Origin of the sequence: Flavobacterium sp. LHD-80 (genome assembly GCF_030929605.1) — a bacterium.
In the GTDB taxonomy this organism is placed as follows: Bacteria; Bacteroidota; Bacteroidia; order Flavobacteriales; family Flavobacteriaceae; genus Flavobacterium.
In genome coordinates this window covers 91,334-118,141 of the sequence record NZ_JAVFVS010000002.1, presented here as the reverse complement: position 1 = coordinate 118,141, position 26,808 = coordinate 91,334, and the positions used below count along the sequence as shown (strand labels likewise).

General features: G+C 34.1%; 28 protein-coding genes. 7 read left to right on the top strand and 21 right to left on the bottom strand.

The window, feature by feature from the left end; genetic code table 11:
• Positions 1–122: 122 nt before the first annotated feature.
• Together RB619_RS03525 and RB619_RS03520 are read right to left on the bottom strand one after the other, a co-directional pair.
• Complete coding sequence (locus RB619_RS03525) at positions 123–917, bottom strand: hypothetical protein (RefSeq protein WP_308094266.1); 795 nt, start codon at positions 915–917, stop codon at positions 123–125.
• A gap of 330 nt (positions 918–1,247) precedes the next feature.
• Positions 1,248–1,586, bottom strand: coding sequence for a hypothetical protein (locus RB619_RS03520; RefSeq protein WP_308094264.1), 339 nt, complete (start codon positions 1,584–1,586; stop codon positions 1,248–1,250).
• A 227-nt stretch (positions 1,587–1,813) separates the two neighbouring features.
• On the opposite strand from RB619_RS03520, the gene RB619_RS03515 reads away from it, so the two are divergent.
• Positions 1,814–5,020, top strand: coding sequence for a PAS domain-containing protein (locus RB619_RS03515; protein ID WP_308094257.1), 3,207 nt, complete (start codon positions 1,814–1,816; stop codon positions 5,018–5,020).
• A 65-nt stretch (positions 5,021–5,085) separates the two neighbouring features.
• Here the strand turns inward: RB619_RS03515 and RB619_RS03510 are convergent, their stop codons facing one another.
• On the bottom strand, positions 5,086–5,517 hold the full coding sequence (locus tag RB619_RS03510) for a response regulator (RefSeq protein ID WP_308094254.1): 432 nt from the start codon (positions 5,515–5,517) through the stop codon (positions 5,086–5,088).
• A 213-nt stretch (positions 5,518–5,730) separates the two neighbouring features.
• On the opposite strand from RB619_RS03510, the gene RB619_RS03505 reads away from it, so the two are divergent.
• A complete protein-coding gene (locus RB619_RS03505) occupies positions 5,731–6,234 on the top strand; it encodes a pyridoxamine 5'-phosphate oxidase family protein (RefSeq protein WP_308094251.1) in 504 nt (167 codons plus the stop codon).
• A 96-nt stretch (positions 6,235–6,330) separates the two neighbouring features.
• On the opposite strand, the gene RB619_RS03500 is transcribed toward RB619_RS03505, so the two are convergent.
• The 3 genes from RB619_RS03500 to RB619_RS03490 all read right to left on the bottom strand — a co-directional run bounded on the left by RB619_RS03500 (position 6,331) and on the right by RB619_RS03490 (position 8,416).
• Positions 6,331–7,044 carry a DUF72 domain-containing protein gene (locus tag RB619_RS03500; protein WP_308094249.1) on the bottom strand — a complete coding sequence of 238 codons (714 nt, stop codon included), beginning with the start codon at positions 7,042–7,044 and terminating at the stop codon, positions 6,331–6,333.
• Positions 7,041–7,772, bottom strand: a complete 732-nt coding sequence (locus RB619_RS03495) for a DNA-formamidopyrimidine glycosylase family protein (protein WP_308094246.1) — start codon at positions 7,770–7,772, stop codon at positions 7,041–7,043. The genes RB619_RS03500 and RB619_RS03495 overlap by 4 nt, the downstream gene beginning before the upstream one ends.
• Positions 7,773–7,843: 71 nt before the next feature.
• The gene (locus RB619_RS03490) at positions 7,844–8,416 is read right to left on the bottom strand and encodes a ferritin-like domain-containing protein (protein WP_308094243.1); all 573 of its coding nucleotides are present in this window, start codon (positions 8,414–8,416) and stop codon (positions 7,844–7,846) included.
• A 187-nt stretch (positions 8,417–8,603) separates the two neighbouring features.
• Here RB619_RS03490 and RB619_RS03485 point away from each other — a divergent pair, with 187 nt between their 5' ends.
• Positions 8,604–9,149 carry a hypothetical protein gene (locus RB619_RS03485; RefSeq protein ID WP_308094241.1) on the top strand — a complete coding sequence of 182 codons (546 nt, stop codon included), beginning with the start codon at positions 8,604–8,606 and terminating at the stop codon, positions 9,147–9,149.
• A 153-nt stretch (positions 9,150–9,302) separates the two neighbouring features.
• On the opposite strand, the gene RB619_RS03480 is transcribed toward RB619_RS03485, so the two are convergent.
• From RB619_RS03480 to RB619_RS03450, 7 genes are all read right to left on the bottom strand, one after another.
• On the bottom strand, positions 9,303–9,950 hold the full coding sequence (locus tag RB619_RS03480; protein ID WP_308094238.1) for a DUF5661 family protein: 648 nt from the start codon (positions 9,948–9,950) through the stop codon (positions 9,303–9,305).
• A 91-nt stretch (positions 9,951–10,041) separates the two neighbouring features.
• Entirely contained in the window at positions 10,042–10,203 is a 162-nt protein-coding gene (locus RB619_RS03475) for a DUF1328 domain-containing protein (RefSeq protein WP_084157389.1), read from the bottom strand.
• 109 nt (positions 10,204–10,312) lie between these two features.
• On the bottom strand, positions 10,313–11,398 hold the full coding sequence (locus tag RB619_RS03470) for a DNA topoisomerase IB (RefSeq protein WP_308094233.1): 1,086 nt from the start codon (positions 11,396–11,398) through the stop codon (positions 10,313–10,315).
• Positions 11,399–11,408: 10 nt separating this feature from the next.
• Positions 11,409–11,648, bottom strand: a complete 240-nt coding sequence (locus RB619_RS03465; RefSeq protein ID WP_308094230.1) for a Rho termination factor — start codon at positions 11,646–11,648, stop codon at positions 11,409–11,411.
• 239 nt (positions 11,649–11,887) lie between these two features.
• Entirely contained in the window at positions 11,888–12,526 is a 639-nt protein-coding gene (locus RB619_RS03460) for a hypothetical protein (RefSeq protein ID WP_308094228.1), read from the bottom strand.
• 109 nt (positions 12,527–12,635) lie between these two features.
• Entirely contained in the window at positions 12,636–12,902 is a 267-nt protein-coding gene (locus RB619_RS03455) for a hypothetical protein (RefSeq protein ID WP_308094226.1), read from the bottom strand.
• The gene (locus RB619_RS03450) at positions 12,899–13,519 is read right to left on the bottom strand and encodes a hypothetical protein (RefSeq protein WP_308094223.1); all 621 of its coding nucleotides are present in this window, start codon (positions 13,517–13,519) and stop codon (positions 12,899–12,901) included. The genes RB619_RS03455 and RB619_RS03450 overlap by 4 nt, the downstream gene beginning before the upstream one ends.
• Positions 13,520–13,807: 288 nt before the next feature.
• Here RB619_RS03450 and RB619_RS03445 point away from each other — a divergent pair, with 288 nt between their 5' ends.
• Positions 13,808–14,395 (top strand): DUF4142 domain-containing protein, encoded by a 588-nt coding sequence (locus tag RB619_RS03445; protein WP_308094221.1) that lies wholly within the window; start codon positions 13,808–13,810, stop codon positions 14,393–14,395.
• 220 nt (positions 14,396–14,615) lie between these two features.
• On the opposite strand, the gene RB619_RS03440 is transcribed toward RB619_RS03445, so the two are convergent.
• The 5 genes from RB619_RS03440 to galA form a co-directional block, all read right to left on the bottom strand.
• The gene (locus tag RB619_RS03440; RefSeq protein ID WP_308094219.1) at positions 14,616–15,599 is read right to left on the bottom strand and encodes an aldo/keto reductase; all 984 of its coding nucleotides are present in this window, start codon (positions 15,597–15,599) and stop codon (positions 14,616–14,618) included.
• Positions 15,600–15,750: 151 nt separating this feature from the next.
• On the bottom strand, positions 15,751–16,803 hold the full coding sequence (locus tag RB619_RS03435) for an NAD(P)-dependent alcohol dehydrogenase (RefSeq protein WP_308094217.1): 1,053 nt from the start codon (positions 16,801–16,803) through the stop codon (positions 15,751–15,753).
• A gap of 224 nt (positions 16,804–17,027) precedes the next feature.
• Complete coding sequence (locus tag RB619_RS03430; protein WP_308094214.1) at positions 17,028–17,435, bottom strand: cupin domain-containing protein; 408 nt, start codon at positions 17,433–17,435, stop codon at positions 17,028–17,030.
• 229 nt (positions 17,436–17,664) lie between these two features.
• A complete protein-coding gene (locus RB619_RS03425) occupies positions 17,665–18,534 on the bottom strand; it encodes a helix-turn-helix transcriptional regulator (protein WP_308094212.1) in 870 nt (289 codons plus the stop codon).
• A gap of 213 nt (positions 18,535–18,747) precedes the next feature.
• Positions 18,748–21,567 carry a beta-galactosidase GalA gene (galA, locus tag RB619_RS03420; protein WP_308094210.1) on the bottom strand — a complete coding sequence of 940 codons (2,820 nt, stop codon included), beginning with the start codon at positions 21,565–21,567 and terminating at the stop codon, positions 18,748–18,750.
• A gap of 211 nt (positions 21,568–21,778) precedes the next feature.
• Here galA and RB619_RS03415 point away from each other — a divergent pair, with 211 nt between their 5' ends.
• Positions 21,779–22,162, top strand: a complete 384-nt coding sequence (locus RB619_RS03415) for a hypothetical protein (RefSeq protein ID WP_308094207.1) — start codon at positions 21,779–21,781, stop codon at positions 22,160–22,162.
• Positions 22,163–22,419: 257 nt separating this feature from the next.
• Here RB619_RS03415 and RB619_RS03410 read toward each other — a convergent pair whose 3' ends face one another.
• A complete protein-coding gene (locus RB619_RS03410) occupies positions 22,420–22,911 on the bottom strand; it encodes a TlpA disulfide reductase family protein (RefSeq protein ID WP_308094205.1) in 492 nt (163 codons plus the stop codon).
• Positions 22,912–23,238: 327 nt separating this feature from the next.
• Here RB619_RS03410 and RB619_RS03405 point away from each other — a divergent pair, with 327 nt between their 5' ends.
• Together RB619_RS03405 and RB619_RS03400 are read left to right on the top strand one after the other, a co-directional pair.
• The gene (locus RB619_RS03405; protein ID WP_308094203.1) at positions 23,239–23,541 is read left to right on the top strand and encodes a metalloregulator ArsR/SmtB family transcription factor; all 303 of its coding nucleotides are present in this window, start codon (positions 23,239–23,241) and stop codon (positions 23,539–23,541) included.
• Between the two features lie 7 nt (positions 23,542–23,548).
• On the top strand, positions 23,549–24,655 hold the full coding sequence (locus RB619_RS03400) for an NADH:flavin oxidoreductase (RefSeq protein WP_308094201.1): 1,107 nt from the start codon (positions 23,549–23,551) through the stop codon (positions 24,653–24,655).
• A 238-nt stretch (positions 24,656–24,893) separates the two neighbouring features.
• On the opposite strand, the gene RB619_RS03395 is transcribed toward RB619_RS03400, so the two are convergent.
• Together RB619_RS03395 and RB619_RS03390 are read right to left on the bottom strand one after the other, a co-directional pair.
• The gene (locus RB619_RS03395; RefSeq protein WP_308094199.1) at positions 24,894–26,030 is read right to left on the bottom strand and encodes an acyltransferase; all 1,137 of its coding nucleotides are present in this window, start codon (positions 26,028–26,030) and stop codon (positions 24,894–24,896) included.
• Between the two features lie 69 nt (positions 26,031–26,099).
• The gene (locus tag RB619_RS03390; RefSeq protein WP_308094193.1) at positions 26,100–26,747 is read right to left on the bottom strand and encodes a DUF1349 domain-containing protein; all 648 of its coding nucleotides are present in this window, start codon (positions 26,745–26,747) and stop codon (positions 26,100–26,102) included.
• Positions 26,748–26,808: the final 61 nt, after the last annotated feature.

The following is a 26,808-nucleotide window of genomic DNA, read 5'->3' as shown; positions in this document are numbered from 1 at the left end:
TCTGAGAGTCTAAGGGACTAAGGTTTTAAACTAAAAAAAAACTCTGAGATTCCAAGTTAAAAAACTTAGAACCTCAGAATCTTAGCATCTTAGTACCTTAAGATAAAATATATGTTGCTTTATCAGCTAGCTAATTTTTGGTTATAAAGTTTAAATGACCAATGATGTTTGGCTCTGAAAAGTTTGAAAGAAGCAACGGCTTCAGAAAAACTCATGGTTAAAATTCGTTTAATTTCAGTAATTTGATGAGCAACTACATCAACAATTGGATCAAATGTGTTCAAATAATTATAAGCATGTTGCTCTACTTCCATCTCAACAATATGATTTAGAATGCTTTTTTTAAGAATCGTTCCCACTACACCTTTTTCAGGCATTGTTTTGAATTGCTGAATCTTTTTTGAAATTCTGGAATTCTCTTTTCCAATGTAGATATAGTTTCCAGAATCGTTTGTAAAATGCTGTTTTACTTGAGAAACTAATGGTGCATTTCGGTTCTCCATTGTTGGCATTCCTAACAAAGTAAACTGAATGCGTTTATGGCTTTCAAAATATAAAACGCTATTAATTACAGAGGAATTGTTTAAAACCGCCGACTGATTTTTTCCTAAGATTTTCTTTTCTCCACCTGCACCAAAACTGTGACATACTTTTCCGTTTTCGCAGTACACAAAAAATACAGGAGCCGATTGAAATGCTTCAATACTTAAACTGACATCTTGATGAAAAACCAAATCAAAATGCATAAACAAAATTTTATCATCAAAACGAGTTCCTTTTATAGAACCTTTAGTCCATTTCGATTGAATATCTAAGTTATATTCATTGTTTTGAGCACTTAATGTGCCATTAAAACTATCTTTAAGGTCATTAAAAACAGTATCAAATTCCCCATTGTTTATGTATAGTTTTTTCATTTTGGTTTGGTTTTACAAAGTAGTCAATACTTAATTAGTTTTTATAAAAATGAGTTTAATAAGTTTCTCATTTTGTATAACCCAAATTTCGTATTAATTGTAAATCAAACCCTTACACAATTTCAGTCAGATATTTCATAATTTTTATTTTGTTAAGAGACTAAGGTTCTGAGGTTCTAAGAGACTAAGTTTTTTTTACTTTGATTTTAAATAAAAAAACTTAGAACCTCAGTACCTTAGCATCTCAGAACCTCAAAAAAAAAACAGCTGCCCCAGATAAATCTGGAACAACTGCTCCTCAGCAAAATAAAAATACCTATTTATTTTATCTTAAGTAAGTTCACTTATGTCTGCATTTTTAGAATAATTCTTTTTCGGAATATCTTTAAAAAATTCGGCTTCCTCTAAATCTGCTGTTGGGCCATAGCCTAGCAAATGCGTACCTTTTATGTGGTCTTTTGTTTCAATTACATATAATATCGACATATCATCTGGATTACTCATACCTTCGTATCTGTGATGTGCTACAATGTAAATTTCATCTGGCTGATAGGCGTATTTTGTATCAGTATCTATCAGGCCAGAAGTATCAAATAAAAAATTTGATGTGTAGCCTTCATCCTGATATTTCTGTATATAATCGGTTTCGTGTTTTTGTTCTTTTTTCATGACTTAAAAATTTGAATAACATTTTAGTTAATCTTGTTTTATCAAATTTCATCATAGTTGGCAGATAAAATTAACTCAATAGATTTAAAAATTATCTCATTCAAAAAAGACCAATTCTAATCCTGAATATTTTTATTAATTTTAAATTTTCAATCACAAACAATACAAAAAGTGCTATATTTATTACGTAAAATTTATTTTTCAACGACCAGCAAAAGCGAATTTTAATGAACAATACAAATTATAATTTTCTTTTAAATGGAGGCGAAATGGGCGCCCTGACCCGTGCCAAAGATTGGAGCAAAACTTCGGTTGGGGCGGTTGAAACTTGGCCTCAAAGCCTTCGTACTACTTTAGGTATTCTTTTGCATTCCAGATTTCCCATGTTTTTGTTTTGGGGAGAAGAACATATTTGCTTTTATAATGATGCGTATCGTCCAAGTCTAGGAAACGAAGGAAAACATCCAGATATTTTAGGACAAAAAGGCGCCGAATACTGGCCGGAAATTTGGGATTTTATTGGTCCGTTAATCGATCAGGTTTTGACCAATGGAGAACCTACATGGCATGAAGATCAATTAGTTCCTATTTACAGAAATGGAACATTAGAAGATGTTTATTGGACTTTCAGTTATAGTCCTGTAACGAATGATGACGGAAAAATCTCTGGCGTTCTCGTTGTCTGTACCGAAACTACAGACAAAGTAAACATTCGTAAAAGACTCGAAGAAAGTAATGACCGTTATCGCAATAATATTCTGCAGGCACCAAATGCCATGTGCATTTTCAGAGGAAAGGATTTTACTGTTGAAATCGCAAATCAACTAATGCTTGAAATTTGGGAACGTAAAGAGCATGAAGTTCTTAATAAACCCATTTTCGAATCATTGCCAGAAGCTACGGGACAAGGTCTAGAAGATCTTCTGATGAACGTATATTTGACAGGCGAACGCTTTACAGCAAATGAGCTTCCGGTAAAATTAATGAGAAACGGCAAAATCGTAAATACGTTTATTAATGTTGTTTATGAAGCTTTGTATGAGACAGACGGAACAATTTCGGGAATTGTTGCGATTGCAAATGACGTAACGCTTCAGGTTACAGCACGCCAAGCAATCGAAGAAAGTGAGAAACGTTTTAAAAATATTGTACAGCAAGTACCGCTTGGAATTGCCATTCTTAAAGGCCCTGAACATATTGTCGAATTGGCAAATGACACGTATTATCAAATTGTAGATAAGACCGAAGAAGAAACGCTTAACAAACCCGTTTTTGAATCGGTGCCTGAAACTAAAGATGCTGTTCATCCACTGATTTCGAAAGTTTATGAAGAAGGAATTCCGTTTTTTACTGATGAATTGCCAGTCACCATTAATCGATATGGCCGACAAGAAGAATGTTATTTTAATATCGTTTTTCATCCTTTAAGAGAAGAAAACAACAAAGTAACTGGCGTTATCGTTGTGGGTTATGAAGTAACGCAATCAGTGCGTTCAAAATATCTTTTGGCTGAACAAGAAAAAGCTTTTAGAAATCTAGTAATGCAGTCGCCAATTGCTATGACAATGGTAAAGGGAAAAGATTACATTATTGAATTGGCCAATACAACAATGCTAAATGATATTTGGCAGAAAAAAGAAAGCGAAACGATTGGGAAACCTGCTTTAGAAGTTTTTCCCGAATTATTAGATCAAAAATATCCTCAACTATTAAATGAGGTTTTAGATAAAGGAAAAATAATACGCGAAAATGAATCTGTTGCCATGATTGATGTTAATGGCAAACTGGAAAAATTTTATCTGGATTATCAATACACACCGTTGTATGAAACTAACGGCGAAATATCAGGTGTAATGGTGACTGTCAACAATGTCACTGACAAAGTTGAAGCCCGAAAAAAAGTAGAAGAAGCTGAAGAGCGTGTTCGTTTGGCTTCGCAAATTGCCGAAGTCGTAACTTGGGATTTAAATGTAGCAACGCAGGAATTAATTTATTCTGATAATATGTTGATGCTTTTTGGTCTTGAAAAAAACAAGAAAGTAACTCGTGCACAGATTTTAAGCCAAATTATTCCTGAGGATATTCCTGTAATCGAAAAAGCATACGCGAAAGCATTAAAAACTACTATTTACAGATACGAAGCCCGAATTTTAAAGCCCGACAATTCTATTGCGTGGATTAGAGTTCATGGAAAAATGTTTTTTGATGATTTAAAAAATCCTGCTAAAATGCTCGGAATCGTAATGGATATTACTGACGAGAAAAACAATCAGGAAATTTTAATGAAAAGTGAGCAAAGGTTCAGACTCCTCGCCGACTCTATTCAGCAACTTGTTTGGACCAGTGATGCGATGGGAAATATGAATTACTTTAATCAGTCGGTTTATAATTTCTCTGGCCTTTCAAAAATCAATATTAATCAGAATGGATGGCTTCAAATTGTTCATCCCGATGATCGTGAGGAAAACATTAATCGCTGGACAGAAGCCATAAAAACCGGTAATGACTTTTTATTTGAACATCGCTTTCTTCGGCATGATGGAAAATACAGATGGTATTCTAGTCACGCGATTGCCCAAAAAGATGCTGAGGGAAAAATTCAGATGTGGGTAGGTACAAGTACAGATATTCAAGATCAGAAGGATTCGACCACTTTGCTGGAAAAGCAAGTTTTACAACGTACCGAAGAATTGGAAAGCAAAAACAAAGATTTGATCAATATGAATATTGAACTTCAGTCTTTTGCTTATATTTCAAGTCACGATTTGCAGGAACCACTCAGAAAAATCCAAACTTTTGCCAGCCGTTTAACTGATTTGGATGAACAGAATATTTCACCAAGAGCCAAAACGTATTTAGAGCGTATTGAATTTTCGGCAAAAAGAATGCAGGCGCTTATACAAGATTTGCTGACATATTCCAGAACCAATTCGGCCGACAGAACTTTTGTAAAAACCAATTTAGATGAAATTGCAGAAGAAGTTTTAATGGATTTTTCGGATCGTATTGAAGAAAAAAATGCTGTTATCGAACTCCAACCTCTTGGTGAAGGAACTGTAATGCCTTTTCAATTCAGACAACTTTTGCATAATTTAATTGGAAATGCTCTGAAATTTTCTCGTAAAGATGTTCCGCCTCACATTCAGGTGAAAGCAAAAAGAGTAATCGGAAAAAAATTAAATTTTAAAGTTGATTATCCCGATAAAAGTTATTTATGCCTAATAATCTCTGATAATGGAATTGGATTTGATGATGCTTACAAAGAGCGCATTTTTGAAGTTTTCCAGCGCCTAAATACCGAAAGTGAATTTTTAGGAACTGGAATTGGACTGGCAATCGTGAAAAAAATTGTCGAAAACCATAAAGGAATTATTAAAGCGAGCAGTGAAAAAGATCATGGAGCTACATTTAAAATTTTCCTACCTGAATTATAAAAAAATACCAGATTCATTTTAATAAATAAATCTGGTATTTCTTTTTTTTCTGTAATCTGCTGAGATTATAATTTGTAGACAAAAGTTTTATGATCTGGGACAAATTCCTTCCAATTTATGGTTAAGGAATGTTCAATAGATTTTATAATATCTTTCATCAAAACCGGCTTTGTAATAAAAAAATTTGCTCCTAATGCGAGACTTTTTTCAATAATGCTAGGTTCATTTGAAGTCGAAAAAATGATAATTGGAATATCACTATTTTCATTTGAACCTTTAAGTTCAGTTAAAACGTCAAAACCATTTTTTCCGGGCATATTGAGGTCTAAAAAGATAACATCTGGTTTTGGAGGCGAGTGTGCTATTGCGTTTAGCAGCTTTTCTCCACCCGAATAGGTTTGCAATACAATATCTTTAGATAATGAATCGACAGCATCAGCAAAAATACTTAAATCGTCTTCGTCATCATCTGTGTAGAAAATTAACAAATCGTTCATGTAGAAAGGGTTAAACTGTTTTTCGTAAAGATACTCAAAATAAATTCACTATTACTCAAATGTTAAATTATTCTGACAAAATCCGCAAATTGAAATCTGATAATTTAAAAAGATAATTCTATAAATCTTTCCATTGTAAAAATCCCAACTTTGTTTGACAGTTTTTAAACAAAACAAATTCAACGATTTAACTTAATTTTTAAATTAAAAGCCATGGGAGATCATAAAAACCTTACCGAAGAATTAGCGGTAAACAAAATAAAAGAATTAGCAGAAAATATAAAAACCTGCATGTTCTGTACGTATAACGAGAACCGTTTGCAATCAAGACCAATGTCTGTTCAAAAAATTGATGATTTAGGCAATCTTTGGTTCTTATCTGACCGAAACAGCAGTCAAAATGCTGAAATTACACTAAATCCTACTGTAGAAATATTCTTTTCTGAACCGCACGATAAATTCCTTACACTGCATGGATCAGCGACGATTTCATACAAAAGAGAAATTATTGAAGAATTATACGATCCTATTGTGAAAGTCTGGATGCCTGGCGGTATCGATGATCCAAATTTAAGTGTCATAAAAGTGGTTCCAGAAGACGGTTATTATTGGAACAACAAAAACGGTAAACTGGTTGCCATTGCTAAAATGACTGCTGCGCTTGTGACAGGAAAAACAATGGATGATGGAATTGAAGGGAATTTGCAATTGCAATAATGCTTGTTTAACCGCAAAGTTCGCAAAGATTTACGCAAGGTTCGCAGGAATAATTTCTTTGCGTGCTTTGCGTTTTTTTCTTTGCGGACTTTGCGATTAAAAAACAATCCTTTTCATCTCTAAAGCATTCAAAATTCCTGCTTCGCTTGCGGTATTATTAAAATATACAAATCCAGATTTAGATTCGATTTTAGTTTTAATATCTAGTAATTCATCAGAAGAATAACTAGAATAAAATAGCTTTGGAACTCCATGCAAACGAATATAAATAAGCGGAAAATCAGTAAAAATAGTTTGTGGTAATTTTGGATAACTGACACTGCAAAATGTTATATTATTTTGCAAAAAGACATTCCACACTTCTTGATTCCACCAGCTTTCATGACGAAATTCAATTACATTTTTGAAGTTCAAATCGAGGTTTTGAACAATCAGCATTAATCTTTCTGAAGTAAAAGAATAACTCGGCGGAAATTGAAACAAAATACAGCCTAATTTTTCTTTTAAACCTTCATTACAGCAATCATAAAAGTCCTTTAATAAAACTTCACAGCTTATAAATCTTTTTAAATGTGTAATTTCTTTAGGCGCTTTTACTGAAAATTTAAAATCAGCTGGCGTTTTATTGTACCAATTTCCTAAGACTCTTAAAGTCGGGAATTTATAAAAGCTTCCGTTAAATTCGTATGTATTAAAATGCTGGCAATAATAATCAAACCACTTTGAGGATGGCAGGTTTTCAGGATAAAAAACACCTTTCCAAAATCGGTTATTAAAACTCGAGCATCCTATTAAAAGATCTGTTTTCATATGTGAAGCTGTTGACAATTGGTACAGAAAAAACTTCGACGATTCTTTTTTCCAGTTGTTTTTTTAATGATTGGCAAATTACAGCGCAGACAAGTGCTTTTTGTGTAAGCAAGCCAATGTTTCTTTAGTTCGAATTTCTTTTTCCAATACAAAAATTCAAAACTGTAAATAGAGCATTCAGAGATAATTTCAGTGATTTTATCAGACGGAATTTTCCCTACCAATGATTCTGGATGAACAAAACATCGGTACAAAACTTCATTTTTTATTATATTCCCTACTCCCGAAAATATGTTTTGGTCTAAAATCGCATCGCAGATCATTTCGTTAGGAATTTTATCGAGACTTTCTTTTGCTTTCTTCGGATTCCAGTTTTCGTTCAAAACATCCTCACTCCAATCATAATATCGATTGACATCGCCTTCTAATATTTTAATCGAACAGGTATAAAAATTAATTTCGCCGCTAGAAAATTGCAAGTGCAGTCTCGGTTCGGTTTCCTTTTGTTCGTTTACTCTGTAAGTTCCAAACATCAGCATATGAATCTTTACAGTAAAATCGTCAAAGCAAATCAAAAAATGCTTTCCCCAAGTCTTGCATGACAAGATTTTTTTGTCCTTTAAACGCTGTATATCAATATTGCTATTTCCAGAAACTTCAATTATTGTTTGACCGGAAAACTGATTCACTTCTTCTTTTAAAATCAATATAGACGGACCTTCGGGCATAACTTTCTATTTAAATTCATTAAAAAAAAGTGCAGTTTTGAGACTGCACTTTTGTACTTTAATCTCTAATCTTACTCTGCTTCTGCAGCTTCAAGATTTACGGCATTTACAGCAACTTCTGTCAATAATTTATCGGCTCCTTTTTCTTCATCGAGCGTTAATTCTAATATCGAAGCTGCTTCTTCTAGACCTAAGGTTTCAGCAAATTGTCTTAGAGTTCCGTAAGTCGCAATTTCGTAATGCTCGATTTTCTGGCTTGCAGCGATAATTCCGGCATCTCTAACCACGCCAATTTCAGTTTCTCCAAGAATTCCTTTTCCTTCTTCAATCAAACCTTCCATTGCATCGCATTTTTTAGCCGTCGCTTTTTTTCCAATCAAATCAAAAACTTTCTCCAAGCGTGTTACATGCTCTTCTGTTTCAACCAAATGATTATTTATAGCTGAAATCAAATCTTCTGATGTTGCATTTCTTGCCATTACTGGAAGCGCTTTAACCAAAGCTTTCTCTGCCCAGTATAAATCTTTAAGACTGTCCTCAAATAATTCGGTTAAGCCGGCAGCAGCATTTGATTTAGGTTTTGTAACGCCTCTTTTTACTTCTTGCTTGGTTGCAGTTTCGTTTTTGTTATTCGCAGTTTTCATGGTAATTTTTTTTATGATTAATAGATGATAAAATTACCATTCGAAATTCGGGCACGGTTATAGGATTTTTTATTTAAATTCCATTCTACACATCTGATAATTATACAATTACACTAGGCAATTCTATAAAGAATTCTCTTTCATTTAGACTTAGATTTGTTTTATAGAAATTATAAAAACTGATATCATGAATACTATAAATAAAAACAACAGCATTCTTAACAGAAACCCTAACGCAGCCAACAGAAATACGGTAATGAATGAAGAACTTTATGATTTGAACGATCAAAAAGACACCGATAACAGTATTGAAGAAACTGCAAATCGCGGTTACACAGTAAGAAACGGACATAATCCGGATAAACCAAATCCCGATGAAAACGTTCCTAATTATAGCGATGATGATTTAGATGATCTAGACGATGATTTTCACAACGACCGCGACTTAGAAGATAATAACGATGATGTTTATGTAGTGGATCTAGAAAATGATGACGATGATGATTATATAGACGAAGACCTTGACGAAGAAGAGGAAAATGATGAATTTGATAATCCCGCCGACACTTTTGAAAACGACTTTAATGAAACGGAAGATGATTTAGAAGACTTAGATGAAGATGACGACGATTTTAATGACGAAGACGATGATAACGATGATGATAATACTTATGTTGAGGACGATGTACAAGAAGATGATGACTCGTACTCAGACGATGATTTAAGAAGATAAAATTGAAATTATTAAAAATGTAAAAACCGTTAAGAATATAAATCCTTAACGGTTTTTTTATGTTTTTTAGGTGTGAATTAGAGTTGATATAATTTCAAATATGTACTCGAATATTCTGTAGAGGCGTACAGCAGTGCGTCTACGCAACGATTTTTAATCGCCAATTTTTTCAAGTGTCGGAATATCATCCATTTTTTGAAGACGTTCTGTTAGTCCTTCCCTTGCTTCGCTTAATTCTTGTTCGGCTTTGCCTAATTCTTTGTACCATTCTTCTTTTCCTGTTGAAGCATTTTCGATTTTACGCATAATCTCATAAATCTCGCCTTCAGCTTCCATCACTTTCAAGCGTTTGTAATACGTGAGGCTTTCAGTCATGTGCGCCAGTGCAATCATCGCCGTCAAAAACGGATGATTATTGGTTACATTTACATCTTTAATTTTACCGTGCTCCAACTCTACTTTCAAAGCAAATGCAAATTCTTCCATATTAAACTCTTCATGCTTGCTCTTCGGATTTAAATAGGCTTTAATTGCTTCAACATTGTTCATTGTCGAAAGATCGACTTCTGTGTTTTTGCTATCCAACAAATCTTTGTACACTACATTTGCAATGGCTCGTGCTTCGGCAGTTGTGGGGTCATTTTTAGGATTTTCAAAGTCACGAATCGACCAATCCCAGTTTTTAGGATGCACAGGTTTTATGTACTTTTCGCAAAAATCTGTTACATCATTTTTTAAGCTTACCATTTCGTCTTCTCTTTTTACATAAACATCTTGATAAGCACCGCTTTTTGTTCCCATAATTTGATATTTTTTTAAAAGATAAACGACACAAAATACCAAGATATAATTGTGTCGTTTTTATTCGATATTATTTACTGAGATTCTTGGTTTACACACTTCTTCGGCCACTAATAAGCGAAATGATAAATAAAACCAGGAATATAAAAAATAAAACTTTTGCTATACTAGCTGCTCCAGCGGCAATGCCACCAAAACCAAATATTCCGGCAACTATTGCCAAAATAATAAATATGACTGTCCAACGTAACATAATAATTGATTTTTAGTTAATAACGATTTTGTTTGTTACTCAAATTTCATGCTTTTAAAGGAGATGCATTAACTCTAAACATTTTATTTATAGCTCTATAAATGACGATTTACAATAAATTGACTTGATAATTTTCAATCAATTCTGCAAATGCCGTTTCAGAGCGTGAAAAGTATTTTTTTGTGCTTCTGCTCTTTTTTACTTTGTCAAAATAAGGCTGAATCGATCCGTCTTCATAAGTCGAAACCAACAGCGGATGAACGTAATAATTTTTGCAAACATTTCTTGTATTTCCGAGTGCTTCTGCGGTAGCGTCATAAGCAGTTAGGATATTTTTTTTGATTTCTTTTTCGTCAGATGTAATTCCGATTTCCATTAAATTTTCAAAAAATATTATTGAAGCTGCCCAAGTTCTGAAATCTTTAGCACTGAAATATTCTCCCGAAATTTCATGTAAATATTCGTTGACCATGTGACTGTCTAAAACCTTGCGTTCGCCGTTTTTATCATAATATTTAAAAACTTCCCAACCCGGAATTTCCTCGCAACGGCTAACCAATTTTATCAATTGTTTATTTCTGGTTGTAATCGTATGCTGTTTTCCTTTTTTTCCGATGAATTCAAATCGGAGGGAATTTTTATTGATGTTGATGTGTCGTTTGCGTAAAGTCGAAAGTCCGTAAGATTTATTGTCCTTCGCGTATTTCTCATTTCCAATTCTAATGTGCGTTTCTTCCATTAACCGAATCACAAGTGCAACAACTTTATCTTTTGACCATTCTTTTTGCTCCAAATCATGATCAACTTGTTTACGAATTGCTGGAAGTTTTTGTCCAAATTCGGCTATTTTGTAAAACTTCGTTTGGTTTCTAATCTGATTCCATTTTGGATGATAACGATATTGTTTTCTGTTTTTATCATCCAAACCAACCGCTTGTAAATGTCCGTTTGATAAATCAGAAATATGAACATTAACCCACGCTGGCGGTAAAACCAAACTGCTAAAGCGCTTTAATTCGCTTTTTTGCTTGATGCATCGACCGTTCTTTTTATAAATGAAACCATCTTCGCCTTCGCATCTTTCAATTGGCAATTTTTGATTGCTTACATAAACCAAATCTAATTTATCAAGTACCAAATGTGGTGACTTGATTAACTGATTCATCATTTTTTGCTGTGCGATTTTTAATGGCATGGTTTCAATTTTAATTGTTTCGCAAAGAATTTATTAGTGCTTTTTTGTTCATATAGGAACGACCTTTTATTCCAACTCTAATAGCTTGTTTCAGCAATTCCTCTTTTGTCCATTCTTCATACGGTTTTGCTTTTCCGCCCTTTTCTCCGGCATCTGGTGTATTGGCAATCCGTGCTGATTTTTCTTTGCTGTATCCTTTCTCAACAAGAGCCTGATACTGCTTTTCGTTTTTAATTCTTGGATTAGGCATGACTTCTAATATTAGATTATTGATTTGTGTTATATGGTATTCCAAAATTCATCAAAAAGAAGGATTTTTCTGTTATATAATTTTTGTTATAACTTTCATAATTTGAGTCAATTGTGAGTCGTAAAGTCAAAAGTTATAAAGTCGAAAGTCCTAGAGTAGTAGATAAAAAAAATCCCAATTCTTTTGGAATTGAGATTCTGTATATTAAATTAAAGCTTTCTGGAAAAAGAAAAATCGCTTTACAATGCTTTCTCAAAAGAAAGTTTTATGGTATCATCGTTTTTTGCAGCGTCCCAAAAAACATAAGGCTCTTCTATTCTAATTCCGGCAAGGTCTTTTTCAAAATTATTCTGGTAGCTAACAACAGCTTCACCATTTTCGGCATATTCATTAAATAATATGTTTCCAATATATTTAATCTCTCCTTTATTGACATTAAAAGGAATGGAGAAACCATTTATATTACTCGTTTTTTGAAGAACTTGAAAACCGCTATTTGAAAAAAGCCTAATATTTGTTATAACATATTCACCTTCCGGTTTTTCAACTGCAAAAAGATAAGTCAATCCACCATCTAAATCTCCTTTATGTCTCATTCTTGTAATCTGAGCAGGAATAAAATGTACTTCTTTTGAATACTTTCTAACCAATTTAGGATCAGTTGACTTATAACTTATTAGCATATAATAACCATTAAATCTTGCTTTTTCTTTTGGAAAAGTAAGTGAACCGAAAATTAATCCGTTATCTGTTTTCTTCGGATTATAGGTCAATTTTTGGGCTGTTGCTTGAGATATAGCACCGAAGAAAATTAAAGCAGATAATAATAAAACACGAAGTGTCGATGTGAATGATTTGTTTTTTGAGGTTGTTTTCATTTATCAGGAGGTTTTTGGTTTTTCTTCAATAAATAATGAATTTATTATTCAAAACAAATATTACAATTAAAAACAGATTTATTTTACGGGAAACCTCATTTTGAGATTGTTAATTACCCAATCCAATATCATCAATTGTTTCTTCTGGAATCGCTTTCGGTTTTAATAACTTCAAACCAAATCTTATCATGTAAATTGTTCCTATAGTAAGAAAAACAACTATCACTGCAAAAATTATTAAATACCAGAAGTCTTTATCTGTCGATGCTTTTATAAAGTTTTTTATTGCTGTGAATAAAGTGCCATACGACACAAACAATAGAAGCCCTGAAATAAGAAGCAAAAACAAACCTATAATTTTTTTAAGTACGATCATGACACCGAAGTATTATCAATTTTATCAATTGTCCATTTGTTGTTTACTTTTTTGATATAAATCCTTACACCAATTCCGCAATGTCTTCCACAAGAAAAACCTCCATCTAAAACGCCATATTTTCGCTCTTTATCAAATTGGATTCTTGTAAAATAAATTGCACCAGCAAAAACAAAATCATATTTTTTTCTCCAAAATTCATATCTATCTTTTGGAAACTCTGACATGTTTCTTATTACAAATTTACCTTTAAGTGGGATATTTTTATAATCAATTGTGTAGGTAGAATCTATTTCTTTTTTTGGATTAAATATTTTAGCGCATTTAAAATGCTCTTCCAAATATTCTTTTAAATCCTCATTGCTTTTCCCTATTTTAGGATTGAATGCTACAATTAATTTTGAAGTATCTTCTTCAATTGCTTTATAAATGGAGTCCTGATTGCGCTTCCAATCTGCTATTTCTTTTTTTTGCTTTTCGGTACCTTTTGTTGAATCGGTACTTATATAATTGCCTTCTTTATCATAAATAACTTCTCCATAAATAGGTGGCGGACTTGGAAATGTCCTATAATCAATACAAAGGGAATCAATCAAATCTGGAAAAATTTGGGTCATTACATTTTTTTCGAAATCTATATCACTGATCTTTTTGTTGCAACTCACAAACAACAATAAAGTTGACAGAAAAATTAGTTGAAATGATTTTGACATTCGTAATAAATAGTAATTGAAGAAATTATTTTTATGAAATTTTCTCAGCTAATATAAAACTATTTCTATTACAAAATAACTTACAATAACGGCATCATATCTAAATCATATAACAATCTCCAAAAATCCTGTAATACATTCCTCCTACTTCCTGAATAATTTTACATCATAACATTCAAACTATTAAAAATCATGAAAAAGATACTATTAGCCGGTAAAGCAATTTTAGGAGCGGGACTTATCATTCTATTCCTTCAGTCTTGTAAAAACGAAACAAAACAAGAAGATCCAAAAGAGGTTGCAGAAGATGCCAACGAAGCAAAATTTGACTCCATTGACAGTAAAGAAGATGATTCGGAATTTTTAGTTGATCAGGCAGAAATCAATTTAGCTGAAATCGAAATTGGAAAATTGGCACAAACTAAAAGTACCAATCCTGAAGTGAAAAAATTTGGTAAAATGCTTGTTGATGAGCATACTAAATCGGCTTCAGAAGTAAGTGCTTTGGCGAAAGCTAAAAACTTTACGCTTCCAACTTCTTTAACTGAAGAAGGTCAAGAGGAATACAAAAAACTAAACAAAAAAACAGGTCTTGATTTTGACAAAAAATTCGCCGATATGATGATCGACGGTCACGAAAAAGCGATTAAAAAACTACAAGACGCAACTAAAGATGCAAAAGATGAAGACATAAAAGTATGGGCTTCAAACAATATTGCCGGTTTAACAGCACATTTGGAACACGCTAAATTGCTGAAACAAAACTTGGACAAAAAGTAAAATTTTATTTTAGACGCTAAGATTCTGAGGTTCTAAGATACTATTGAGCATCTAAGAACCCCAAATCTTTGCTAAAAACCCCTCAAGAGTTGAATTGCTTGAGGGGTTTTCTTTTTTTTAGGGACAGAGGGACAAAGAGATAAAGGGACAAAGGTTATACTTTGTTTCTTTGAAAGTAACTTTAAAACCTTTGTCCCTTTGTAACTTTGTAACTTTGAACCTATTTTCCAGCTATCTTCTGCAAATGTTCTGGATATCTAGATCCTTCAATTGTTATTTTTGAAGCGGCTTCATTAATTTCTGAAAGATCAGTGGCAGAAAGTTTTAAATCTAAAGCGCCAAGGTTTTCTTCTAAACGATGCAGTTTAGTTGTTCCTGGAATTGGTACAATCCAAGGTTTTTGAGCTACATTCCACGCCAATGCTATTTGCGCATTTGTTACGCCTCTTTCAGCTGCCATTTTTGATAATAATTCAACAAAAGCTTGGTTTGTTTTTCTGGCTTCGGGAGCAAAACGAGGTAATGAATTTCTAAAATCGGTAATGTCAAATTGTGTGTTTTCATCAATTTTTGCAGTAAGAAAACCTCTTCCTAACGGACTGAAAGGCACAAATCCGATTCCGAGTTCTTCTAAAGTTGGAAAAATCTCTTCTTCTGGAGTTCTCCACCAAAGTGAATATTCGCTTTGCAAAGCTGTAACAGGTTGAACTGCATGCGCACGACGAATGCTTTCTACTCCAGCTTCAGAAAGTCCAAAATGCTTCACTTTCCCTTCCTGAATCAAATCTTTTATAGTTCCTGCAACATCTTCGATAGGAACATTTGGATCCACACGATGCTGATAGTATAAATCAATCACATCTGTATTTAATCTTTTTAATGAACCTTCAATGCTTTTTCTAATCCATTCGGGACGGCTGTCTAATCCTTTTTTAGAATCGCCTTCTAGAAACCCAAATTTAGTTGCAATTACAACTTTATCGCGAAAAGGCGCCAGAGCTTCTCCCAAAAGTTCTTCGTTTAAAAATGGTCCGTAACATTCTGCCGTATCAAAAAGAGTAATTCCCTTTTCATACGCAGAACGCAAAAGACGTATCATTTCATTTTTGTCATGAGCAGGACCATATCCAAAACTCATTCCCATGCAGCCAAGCCCCAATGCTGAGACTTCAAGACCGCTATTTCCTAGTTTACGTGTTTTCATCTTAAGGTTCTAAGGTTCTGAGATGCTAAGATTCTAAGTTTTTTTCTTAGTACGACGCATCTCAATACCTATTTTTATTTAAATTTTTAAATTTGCCAAAATTTAAAGATTCCAATTTCTTAGCATCTTAGAACCTTAGCAACTTAGCATCTTATTTTAAAGAAGCCATATCAATTACAAATCGATATTTAATATCTCCTTTTAATAATCTTTCGTAGGCATCATTTACTTCGTTTACACCAATTAATTCAATATCTGCAGTGATATTATGTTCGGCACAGAAATCTAACATTTCCTGAGTTTCAGCAATTCCTCCAATAGCTGAACCAGCGAAACTTCTTCTTCCTAACAAAAGACTGAAAGAGGTTACAGGAAGTGGTTCCATTGGCGCACCAACAAGCGTTAAAGTTCCATCTACTTTTAATAAGTTTAAATACGAATCGATGTTATGTTCAGCTGAAACGCAATCTAAAATAAAGTTCAGACTTTTTGCATGTTTAGCCATTTGTTCAGGATCTGTAGACAAAACAACTTCGTCTGCTCCAAGGCTTTTTGCCGCGTCGAATTTAGATACCGATGTTGTGAAAACGACCACATGAGCGTCCATAGCTTTTGCTAATTTGATTCCCATATGTCCTAAACCACCAATACCAACAATTCCAACTTTTTGACCAGGGCCAACTTTCCAGTGTTTTAAAGGGGAATACGTTGTAATTCCAGCACAAAGTAATGGTGCAACTCCGGCAAGATCCAGTTTGTCTGAAATATGTAAAACATAATTTTCATCGACAACAATACTTTGAGAATAACCTCCAAATGTATGTCCGCCCAAATGTTTGTCAGGAGAATTGAATGTCAAAATACTTCCTTCGTCGCAATATTGTTCTAAATCGCTTTTGCAATGCTCACATTCTCTGCAAGAATCAACCATACAGCCTACTCCTGCTAATTGTCCTACTTTAAAGTTTTTTACGTGATCACCAACTTTTACAACTCTTCCAACGATTTCATGCCCCGGAACAATTGGGTACATTGTACCATGCCATTCATTTCTAGCCGAATGCAAATCAGAATGACAAATTCCGCAGTACAGAATTTCGATTTCTACATCATGCGCTTGAACAGCTCTACGTTGAATATCTAATGTTTTCAATGGTGCTTCGGCAGCTTCTGTACCAAAGGCTTTTATGTTTTTTGTTTCCATAATTTTATTTGTTGTTTTTTAGTTTTGTTTTTTGTTTCAGGTTTCAAGTTTCAAGTTTCAGGTTTAACCGCAAAGAGCGCAGAGGTTTACGCAAAGCACGCAAAGAAAATAAAACTTTGCGCCTTGGCTCCCAATAGCTATCGGGATTGCGAGATTCTTTCATCAGCCAAAAAACTTAGCATCTTAGCATCTCAGTCCCGAGGCTTCGGGATAGCATCTTGTTTCTAAAGACTACTTAAAAGAAAATATTCTCCATCGGTTACTTTATCAAGCCAGATTCCGTGGCCTTTATCAACTTCTGTTATAATAGCAATATAAGAGAACTTGTCAAATGGAGTTGCTCCGTACCAATGCTCTACTCCTGGTAAAATCGTAACTACTTCATCTTTCTGAAGCATTCTAACCGCATTTCCTCTTTCCTGATAATAACCAACTCCGTCTTTTGCAATAAGCATGTGCAGACTCGCATTAATATGCCAGTTGCTTCTTGCGCAAGGCTCAAATGTAACTTCTTTGATTACAGTGTTTTCAGGATGAATATCGCTCGTTTGTTTTTTATAAGAAACGTCGCCTGTCATAAATGTATTCGGGACTTTTCCTTCTTCAATAACTGTTGAATAATTTGTTGACATAAATTTACTTATTTTTTTGAGATTGACTTTATTTAAAATCACTTATCTAATTCATTATCAGAATTATAAACTAAATTTTAGAAAGCTAGAGGCCGCTTTATGAAGTAGTAATTTAGTTTGTCCAAAACTGATAAGTTATTTCAGCATTGTAATTTCAAGGCAAAATTAGGTCAACTCTGCGTGTCGCAAATAACAATATTCAAACAAAAAATTAAGAAATTGAAACAATTTACATTCTCAACGATTTTGGAACCGTTCCTGTAAGTCTTTTAAAATAATTATTGAAATAACTTGGATATTCAAATCCAAGCGAATAACCAATGTCTGAAATACTCCAGTCCGTATGTTGCAAAAGTGCCTTTGCTTCGCTGATAACTCGTTCCGTGATATGTGAAGTCGTAGGTTTTCCTGTAACTTCTTTAACCGAGCGGTTCAAATGATTTACATGCACTGCAAGACTTTGTGCGTAATCTTGTGGTGTTTTTAATACAAGTGGCTGATCTTTAGTTTCAATAGGGAATTGACGTTCTAATAACTCCAAGAACAATGAGGTAATTCTTGATGAAGCATTTTTAGGTTTAAAGAAGTTTTCTGAAGGTTGCATCTTCATTGATTCATGCAAAATTAAATTGATGTAATTGCGCATTAAATCATCTTTAAAAGCATAATCGGTTTCATATTCTTCGATCATTTTTTGAAATAACGAATCTATAAAAACCTTTTGTTCAGCGTTTAAAGAAAAAATTGGCGTTCCTCCTATTTTAAACAATGGTGATTCATGAAGTGTTTCCGAACGGTCATTTGTTTTCAGAAATTCTTCTGTAAAAACACAAGCATAACCTTCATATTCGCCAGAAACAGTTTCCCAAGAATAAGGAATAATGGGATTACCGAAAAACAGAATTGTTCCGTCGGTTTCTATCCCGCGGTCAGCATATTGTATAATACTTTTGCTAGTATTGATGCAAATTTTATAAAAATCTCTACGACTGTAAACTGGGACTTTACTTAAATCCCCATTAATTGGGTAAACTTTAAATCCTTTCAGTTTTAAATCTGAAGTAAAATCGCAATTCTGAGTTTCTGTTTGATTATTCATTTTGCAAAGTTATGAAAATCAAACAATATTTTATTTTTTTGTTTCAGGTTTCATGTTTTAGGTTTCATGTTTAACCGCAAAGGCGCAAAGATTTACGCAAAGCACGAAAAGAAAATAAAACTTTGCGACTCTGCGACTTTGCGAGATTCTTTCGTTCAGCTAAAAAACTTAGCGAACCTTGCGTAAATCTTAGCGTCTTTGCGGTTAAATTTTTTAATTCTTCAAGCTTGCAGATCGCAGCCCTTTCGCTGAAGCAGATAGTATAACTTCTTTTACATTCTCTTCTTTTTGGATTATGATTTGGGCGTAGCCATTAAAAAGCTTTCTTTTCCATTGTTCCGCAGGTTTTATGACCTGAATAATTCCGGGGTCTGTATTCATCACGTCCCAGTCTTTTATTTTTTGCAATGGCGTTGCAATAATATGAATTGTATTTTTTCCTTCTTCTAAAATACTGGAATTCAAAGTGTACTTTTGAGAATCTTCAACACTTGGATTTACTTTGTTTCCGTTGATGAAAACTACTGTTTCTACTCCAATTTTCTTGTAAAAGAAACTTACGATATTTGACGCCAAATTGTTCTTCAAATCAAATTCGCCTTTGTAAATATAAAACGGCGCCTGATTTTTATAATCACGGTCTTTAAAGGCTGTTTTCCAGTCGTTTTCAGCATAATTTTGTAATTCTTGAGACAAATTAGCTGTTACGCCTTTTTGTTCTTTAAAATTGGTTATTGCAACTAAAGAAACATCATCGATAAACTGATCTTTTTCTAATGAAGTTGGATTGCCGTTTCCTACGCCTAAAATCTTTCCGCCTTCTATTGAAAATGCAATTTCATCATTTGAAGTTGGGACGTGCAAGCCATTTTTATCTATTAATTCAACTGTAACAACGTTTACTTTAGAATTTGGAAGATTTTCTTTGTCAACAGAAAGTTTAATATTTTCCGATTTTCCAGTCGTTTTCTGAGTTTCAGTCAATATTTTTTTTCCGTTTTTATACCCAATAGCTTCTAAGGTTCCGGGCGTATAATTTACTTTCCATTCTAAATGTCCATTTTGTTGTATTTTCTTTTTTCCGAGACTTTTTTTATTGAGAAAAAGTTCCACTTCATCACAGTTTGAATAGGCCCAAACATCAATTGCTGCACCTTCCATTCCGCTCCAATTCCAATGTGGCAATAAATGCAAAACAGGTTCTTTTCCCCACCAAGCTTTCAGATAAAATACATTGTCTTTTGGAAAACCGCAAACATCCATCATTCCAAAATACGAAGTTACTGATGGCCAGCCATAAGGCGTTGGTTCACCGCGATAATCAAAACCTGTCCAGATAAACATTCCGGCTAAATAAGGTCTTTCGGCATAGAATTTCCAGCCTTCTTCAATGCTGTAAAATGTTGGGCGCGGTTTTTTATCATAAGCGCTTTGGTAATGTTTTGCATCATCAGTAAAATAAACACCTCGGGTTGCAAAAGTAGAACCTTCTTCCGTTCCCATTCCGGGCTGATTTTTGAACTCATTTCTGTGCGCGTCGATATCTCCGTTTCCAAGATAATTATAACCCATAATTTCAACTACAGACGAAATGCCGCTTCTAAACCCGCTGCTGATTCCAACTGTAACCGGCCTTGTTGGATCGATACTTTTGGCAAAATCCTGCATCACATTTGTAATGCGTTCACCCACAATATTTCCTTCAATATTCCATTCTTCATTTCCAACCGACCAGCAAAAAATACTTGGATGATTACGGTCGCGTTTCATCATTCTTTCTAAATCATTCAAGTGATAATCGTTAATTCCCATTAGTCGGGTTTCGTCAATTACTAACATTCCGAGTTTATCGCACGCATCCAAAAGCTCGGGCGTTGGCGGATGATGCGAACAGCGATAAGCATTGGAACCTATTTCTTTCAGTTTTTTGATTCGGTAATACTGAATTTCATCAGGCAAAGCCGTTCCAATTCCAGCATGATCCTGATGATTATTGGTTCCTTTTAATTTTAAAGCTTTGCCATTCAGAAAAAAGCCTTTTTCAGCATCAAATTTTATTGTTCTAATTCCGAAAGTAGTTTCATAACCGTCAATTACTTTTCCGTTTTGTTTGATTTGAGTTTCCAATCGATATAAATTTGGAGAATCAATATCCCACAGAAGCGGATTTTTGACATTTAATTTTGAAGTATAACTATTGGTTTTATAAAATTCAGGAGCATTCCCATATTCCAAAACACTTGCAATTTGTTTTCCCGAAGCATCAAAAATTGTCTGAATAATTTCAATCGAACCTTTATAATTTCCTTTGTTTTCAATTGAAACTTCGGCAGTAATTGTTGCATCATTATTTTTTGTTTCCGAAGTAATATAAGTTCCATTTGTCTTAATGTGAATCGGGTTTGTTTTCTGCAGATAAACATGTCTGTAAATTCCGGCGCCTTCGTAAAACCAGCCTTCTTCAATTGATGCATCGGCACGAACAACGATTGTATTTTCTCCGCCATAATTCACGTACGCTGTAATATCGTATTCAAATCCGTTGTAACCGCTTTCTTCTGTTCCGAGATAATATCCGTTAAAAAACACTTTTGAATTTCTAAAAACGCCATCAAATTTTAAGCTGATAATTTTTCCTTTATCCGTTTCCGGAATGTTGATTTTCTTTCGGTACCAGCCAATACTTTTCTCCGGAAAACCTTTTCCAGCTGTTTTAAATCCGTGACTGAAACTGCCTTTTTCGCTAAACTCTTGCTCAACTGCCCAATCGTGAGGCAAATCAAGTTTTCGCCAGGCACGATCGTCAAAATCTTTTGCCGCCGGGCCGTCTCCAAAACCTGTTTTAGTCAAATAGGAGAAATATCCTGTTGCATGCCCAAAATCTTTTTCAGTATCAAACAAATGTCCGAATGAAAAACGCCAGTCTTTATCCATCAAAATCGATTCTCGATCTGATTTGCTTTGGGCGAAAGCCAGACCTGAAATTGCAAAAATAAAAACCGGAAAAAGTTTTTTAAGAAAAGAATTTCTCATGAAAAATGGTTTGGTAGTAGTTAGAAAATATAAAATTACGCTTTTGAAGGCTTGTAATTTAATAGTATTTTATCAAAAACATAAACTATTATCCTTGCACACCCCATAAAAAATGGCTACTAAAATTTAGAATCATTCTATTGGCTATACTTTCTGAAATAATTTTCTTTTGGTGTAATTTTATACTAAAATAAAAAAAACAAAGACTATTATGAGTGTTATTAAAGATGAAAAAAAGCTTCTGAGCGCCATTAAACGTATCGATGAGAAGATCGATAAGAATAATGACCAAAAGATTCTTGCCTTTTTTGAATCTCTTGGATTAACTGAAAGAGAAGACGTCCCAAAGAATTTTCTGGATTGGGAAACGATTCTTATTGTCGTACCTGACCGACATATTTCGCATGAATTAAAATATTATAAATTCTCGATATCAAGATTATTTTTTGTGACCAATCCGTATGCCGACAAGATACATATTTACGATTTTGAGGAATGGAAAAATGTGACACGAAATAAAACACAATTCCAAATTAGAGAAATGATGAAATCGAGTTTTGGAGGTGTTAAAAAGGCAAATACAGAAAACGAATAATTAAAAAAAGTCCATTAATAATGGACTTTTTTTTTGTTTCAGGTTTTCTTTGTTTCAGGTTTCAGGTTGCTTTACTTTGTGAATTTAACCGCAAAGAGCGCAATCCCGATAGCTATCGGGATACGCAATGAACGCAAAATTTTTTTAAGCTGACGAAATAATCTCGCAGAGTCGCAAAGTTTGATTTTCTTTGCGTGCTTTGCGTATCCCGATAGCTATCGGGATTGCGCTCTTTGCGGTTAAACTTGAAACAAAAACTACTTAGTCAACAAGCCGTTAACCATATCTTCTAAAGCTTTTCCGTGAATATTTTTAGCTAAAATAATTCCGTTTTTATCGATTAAAAAATTCAGCGGAACAGATTGCAGCATATAGGCGCTTACAACTGGCGAACTCCAATATTTTAAGTCACTAACCTGAGTCCAAGGTAATTTTCCTTTTGCGATTGCAGCGGTCCACAATGGCTTTTTTGTATCCATCGAAACGCTGTAAATCGATAATTTATCAGGATAAGCATTATGCAGTTTTAATAATGTAGGCTGTTCCTTAATACATGGTCCGCACCAAGAAGCCCAAAAATCAACTAAAACCAAAGAGCCTCTAAATGAGGAAAGTGACACAACGTTTCCTTTTGTATCTGGAAGTTCAATTTCTGGAGCAATATCACCAACGTCAACACCTACAACTTGTGCTTTTGAACTGGTTATTACACAACATAAGAAGCCTAAAATGAGTACTGTTTTTTTCATAATGGATTAAGTTTATTTTGTTTTGGGGAACTTTTTAATCTTGCTATTACCGCACTGTTTGTCATTTCGACGAAGGAGAAATCTCCACGAGTAGCTCCGCAACGAAAATCCAATCTTTGTCGAGCTTCTCGCGGAGATTTCTCCTTCGTCGAAATGACATAAAATGGCAAAATAACTTTGCGACTCTGCGTCTTTGCGAGATTAACCTATCAGCAAATATAAATTTTCTTTATTAAAATCCTCATCATTTCCGCTTCTCCATCATAAAAAAATGCTAAATATTTTTTTTTAAATTGATATATCGGGAAAAGTCGATATATTTGTGCCATGGAAAACATAGAAATTTTTAAAGCCCTTTCGAACAAAGCCAGACTGCAAATGCTGGAATGGCTGAAAGAACCCGAAATTAACTTTCCCGGCCAACTTGAACATGGCGGATTTGAACACGGAGTTTGCGTGGGACAAATTCAGGCGAAAGCTGGTTTGACACAATCTACAGTATCAGAATACTTGTCTATTTTACAACGCGCAGGTTTTATCGAAGCCAAACGTGTTGGGCAATGGACTTATTATAAACGCAACGAAGGTGCCTTTGAAGCACTCAGTAAATTAATTCAATCTAATTTGTAAAATTACTATGAGTACAAACAACCTATTTTCACCGTTTAACTTAAAATCGTTAAACCTGAAAAACCGAATCGTAATGGCGCCAATGACGCGCTCATTCTCTCCAAACGGAGTTCCAACTGATGAAGTAGCAGCTTACTATCAAAAAAGAGCTGAAGGCGAAGTTGGTTTAATTTTATCTGAAGGAACTGTTATTGACAGACCTTCATCATCAAACGATGCAAACGTTCCTCATTTTTATGGCGAATCGTCTTTAAATGGATGGAAAAAAGTTATTGACGAAGTTCATGCTGCTGGCGGAAAAATGGGCCCGCAGATTTGGCATATGGGAATTATGGATAATCATCACTCGGGATGGGTTCCTCCTGTTCCATTTGAAGGTCCGTCTGGATTAAATCGTCCTGATTTTAGAAATGGTATCGCCATGAGCGAAAAAGATATTGAAAACACTATTCTTGCTTTTGGAAAAGCTGCTGCTGATGCTAAAAGATTAGGATTTGATACTATCGAAATTCATGGCGCACACGGTTATTTAATTGACCAATTTTTTAGAGCCGAAACAAACTTACGTGAAGATATTTATGGCGGAAAAACATTGCCAGAACGTAATCGTTTTGCAATTGAAGTGGTAAAAGAAATTAGAAAACAAGTTGGAAATGATTTCGCAGTTATCATGCGTTTTTCTCAATTCAAACCTTCTGATTACAATTATAAACTGGCTAAAAATCCACAGGAATTAGAAGCTTGGCTTACTCCTCTTGTTGATGCAGGAGTTGATATTATACATGCTTCACAACGCAGATTCTGGGAACCTGAGTTTGAAGGTTCTGATTTGAACTTTGCAGGATGGGCTAAAAAAGTTACTGGAGCTCCAACTATTACGGTTGGTTCTGTTGGTCTTTCTAGTGATTTCTTTGGTGCTTTTGCCGGAGAAAGTTCTGAGCCGACTTCATTAGAAGAATTAAACAGACGTTTCGACAGAGGTGATTTTGATTTGGTTGCTGTAGGAAGACCTCTCTTATCTGATCCAAACTGGGTTGCTAAAATTAAAGCTGGACAAACAGATCAATTGAAAGGTTTTAGCAAAGAAGCTTTGGGAGCTTTGGTTTTAGAGTAATTTTTTAAGGTGCTAAGGTGCTAAGATTCTGAGGCGCTAAGTTTTTTTTTCTTTATTCTTATATAGATTCTTAAAATTAATTATAAATACAAAAGGGATGAAACCATAAAGTTTCATCCCTTTTTTTGAATATCTATAACTAACAAAATTAGAAATTCAATATTTTTAAAGAGTTTCAAAGATTCAGAGGAACAAAGTGACAAAGTTTTTTTCTTTTGCAACTATACTCCTCAGAACCTTAGTTCCTTAGAACCTCAGAACCTTTTTTCTGAAACTTCTTTTGAAGCCAATTTCTAACCGGTTCATCGTATAATTTCAAACATACAAAAGCCAAAACAATACTCGCTACCAAAAGCGCAATTCCAGGAAGGAATCCGTCTTCAAGAGAAACTTTATTGTTTACAACCCAAGCTGTGTACCAATAAATAAGCGGATAATGCGTGATGTAGATTGGATATGAAATATCGCCTAAAAGTTTGCAAATTTTAGCCGAAAAAGCGCTTTTAATTTGTCCTCCGGCACCGATAGCAACAATCAACGGGAAAACTAAAATAATACAGAATGATTCATACAAACCGTTCATCCATAAAGAGTTTTCGTCTCCAAATCTTGGCAAGGCCAAAACAATAGTGATCAAAATACTGCAAATCCAGAAAGCGCCTTTTAAATGAATTAATTTCCCTAAACGGCAAAGTAAAACTCCAGCAAAAAATGGATACAACAAACGCGTAAATCCAACATTCATTTGTTCCAAATTTAAAGACCAGCCACCTATTACATCACCTTTTGAACCAAAAACAGTATAATTAATTAAAAGTCCGGCAAATATCAGTACGAAAACTGATAGTACTTTGTTGGAAAATTTGCGAAAAAACAAGGCGTACAAAATATTCGCAATATATTCGAAGAAAAGCGACCATGCCGGACCATTTAAGGGATGCATTTCGCCCCAGCCTCTAATTTCTAATGAAGGCGGAATTGGCAATAAGGTGAAGCCAATTACCATTGTTACAATTACTTTCCAAACCTCCATTCCTGCAATCTGAGGAAATAATATATCTGAAGCTTGAAAATAATAAAATAGAGCGCCAATAATCATTCCCATAACTACCATGGGCTGTAAACGGATTAAGCGGCGTTTGTAAAATTCCCATTGTGTCATTTTTTCCCAACGATCGTCGTATGCATAAGCAACAACAAATCCGGATAAAAGGAAAAAGAAATCTACCGCCAAATAACCGTGATTGATAATTTGTTTAAAACGGTTTCCTCCATTGAAGGTTTCAAAAATGTGAAATGTAACGACTAAAATAGCGGCAACGCCACGTAATCCGTCAAGAATTTCATAATGCTTTTTTGGTTTAATATCGGTCATATTAATGGTTAATTATAAATTGTTAATGGTGAATTTAATTGATAATTTACAATTGATAATTGATAATTATTATTGGTGGTTTTTCAGCCATTCTAACCTTCTTTGATCTGGAAGATGTTTTACAGTAAAGTTTTCGAATTTAGCTTCAAAACCATTTCCGTCTGGCGAAGCAGCCATTAAACCAACCATTACTGGCGTATTATCTTGTAATGGCGCATTTCTCGTCATGATGTAGTTTTTATCATCAAAAGAATAAAAAACTTCAACAGCATCTAACCTTCTAACGGCTTTTATCCAGATAAACGGCGGCGCTTTTTCAAGTGTAGTTACGCTCCAATCGCTTTTTTCATGCGTCACTACAGTACTGATGTTGAATTTTCCGTCAACAAATTCGACTCCGGTTTTAATGTAGTTTTTTTCATCAATTCGAATCATTAATCCCATTTGGTCAAAGCGGGCAATATAATTTCCTGTAATTTTTACTTTGGCTTCAAACTCTCCGCCATAAGTTGCATAGTAAAAAGGCGCGTCGTCGACTGTAAAACCGTAGTGTGAAATTCGCCAGTAATCACTGTTTGGTGTTACATTCATAATTAACGCATTGTTTTTAATTTCCCATTTTTCAGGTTCATTAAACCATTGCATTTTATTTAAACTTTGTGCCGATAAATTTTGAATTAAAAATGAAGCGAATACTAGAAGTATAATTTTTTTCATGTCATTTATTTTTTTCAACCATAAAGATATTAAGAAAATTAAGTTTGACTTAATGAATCTT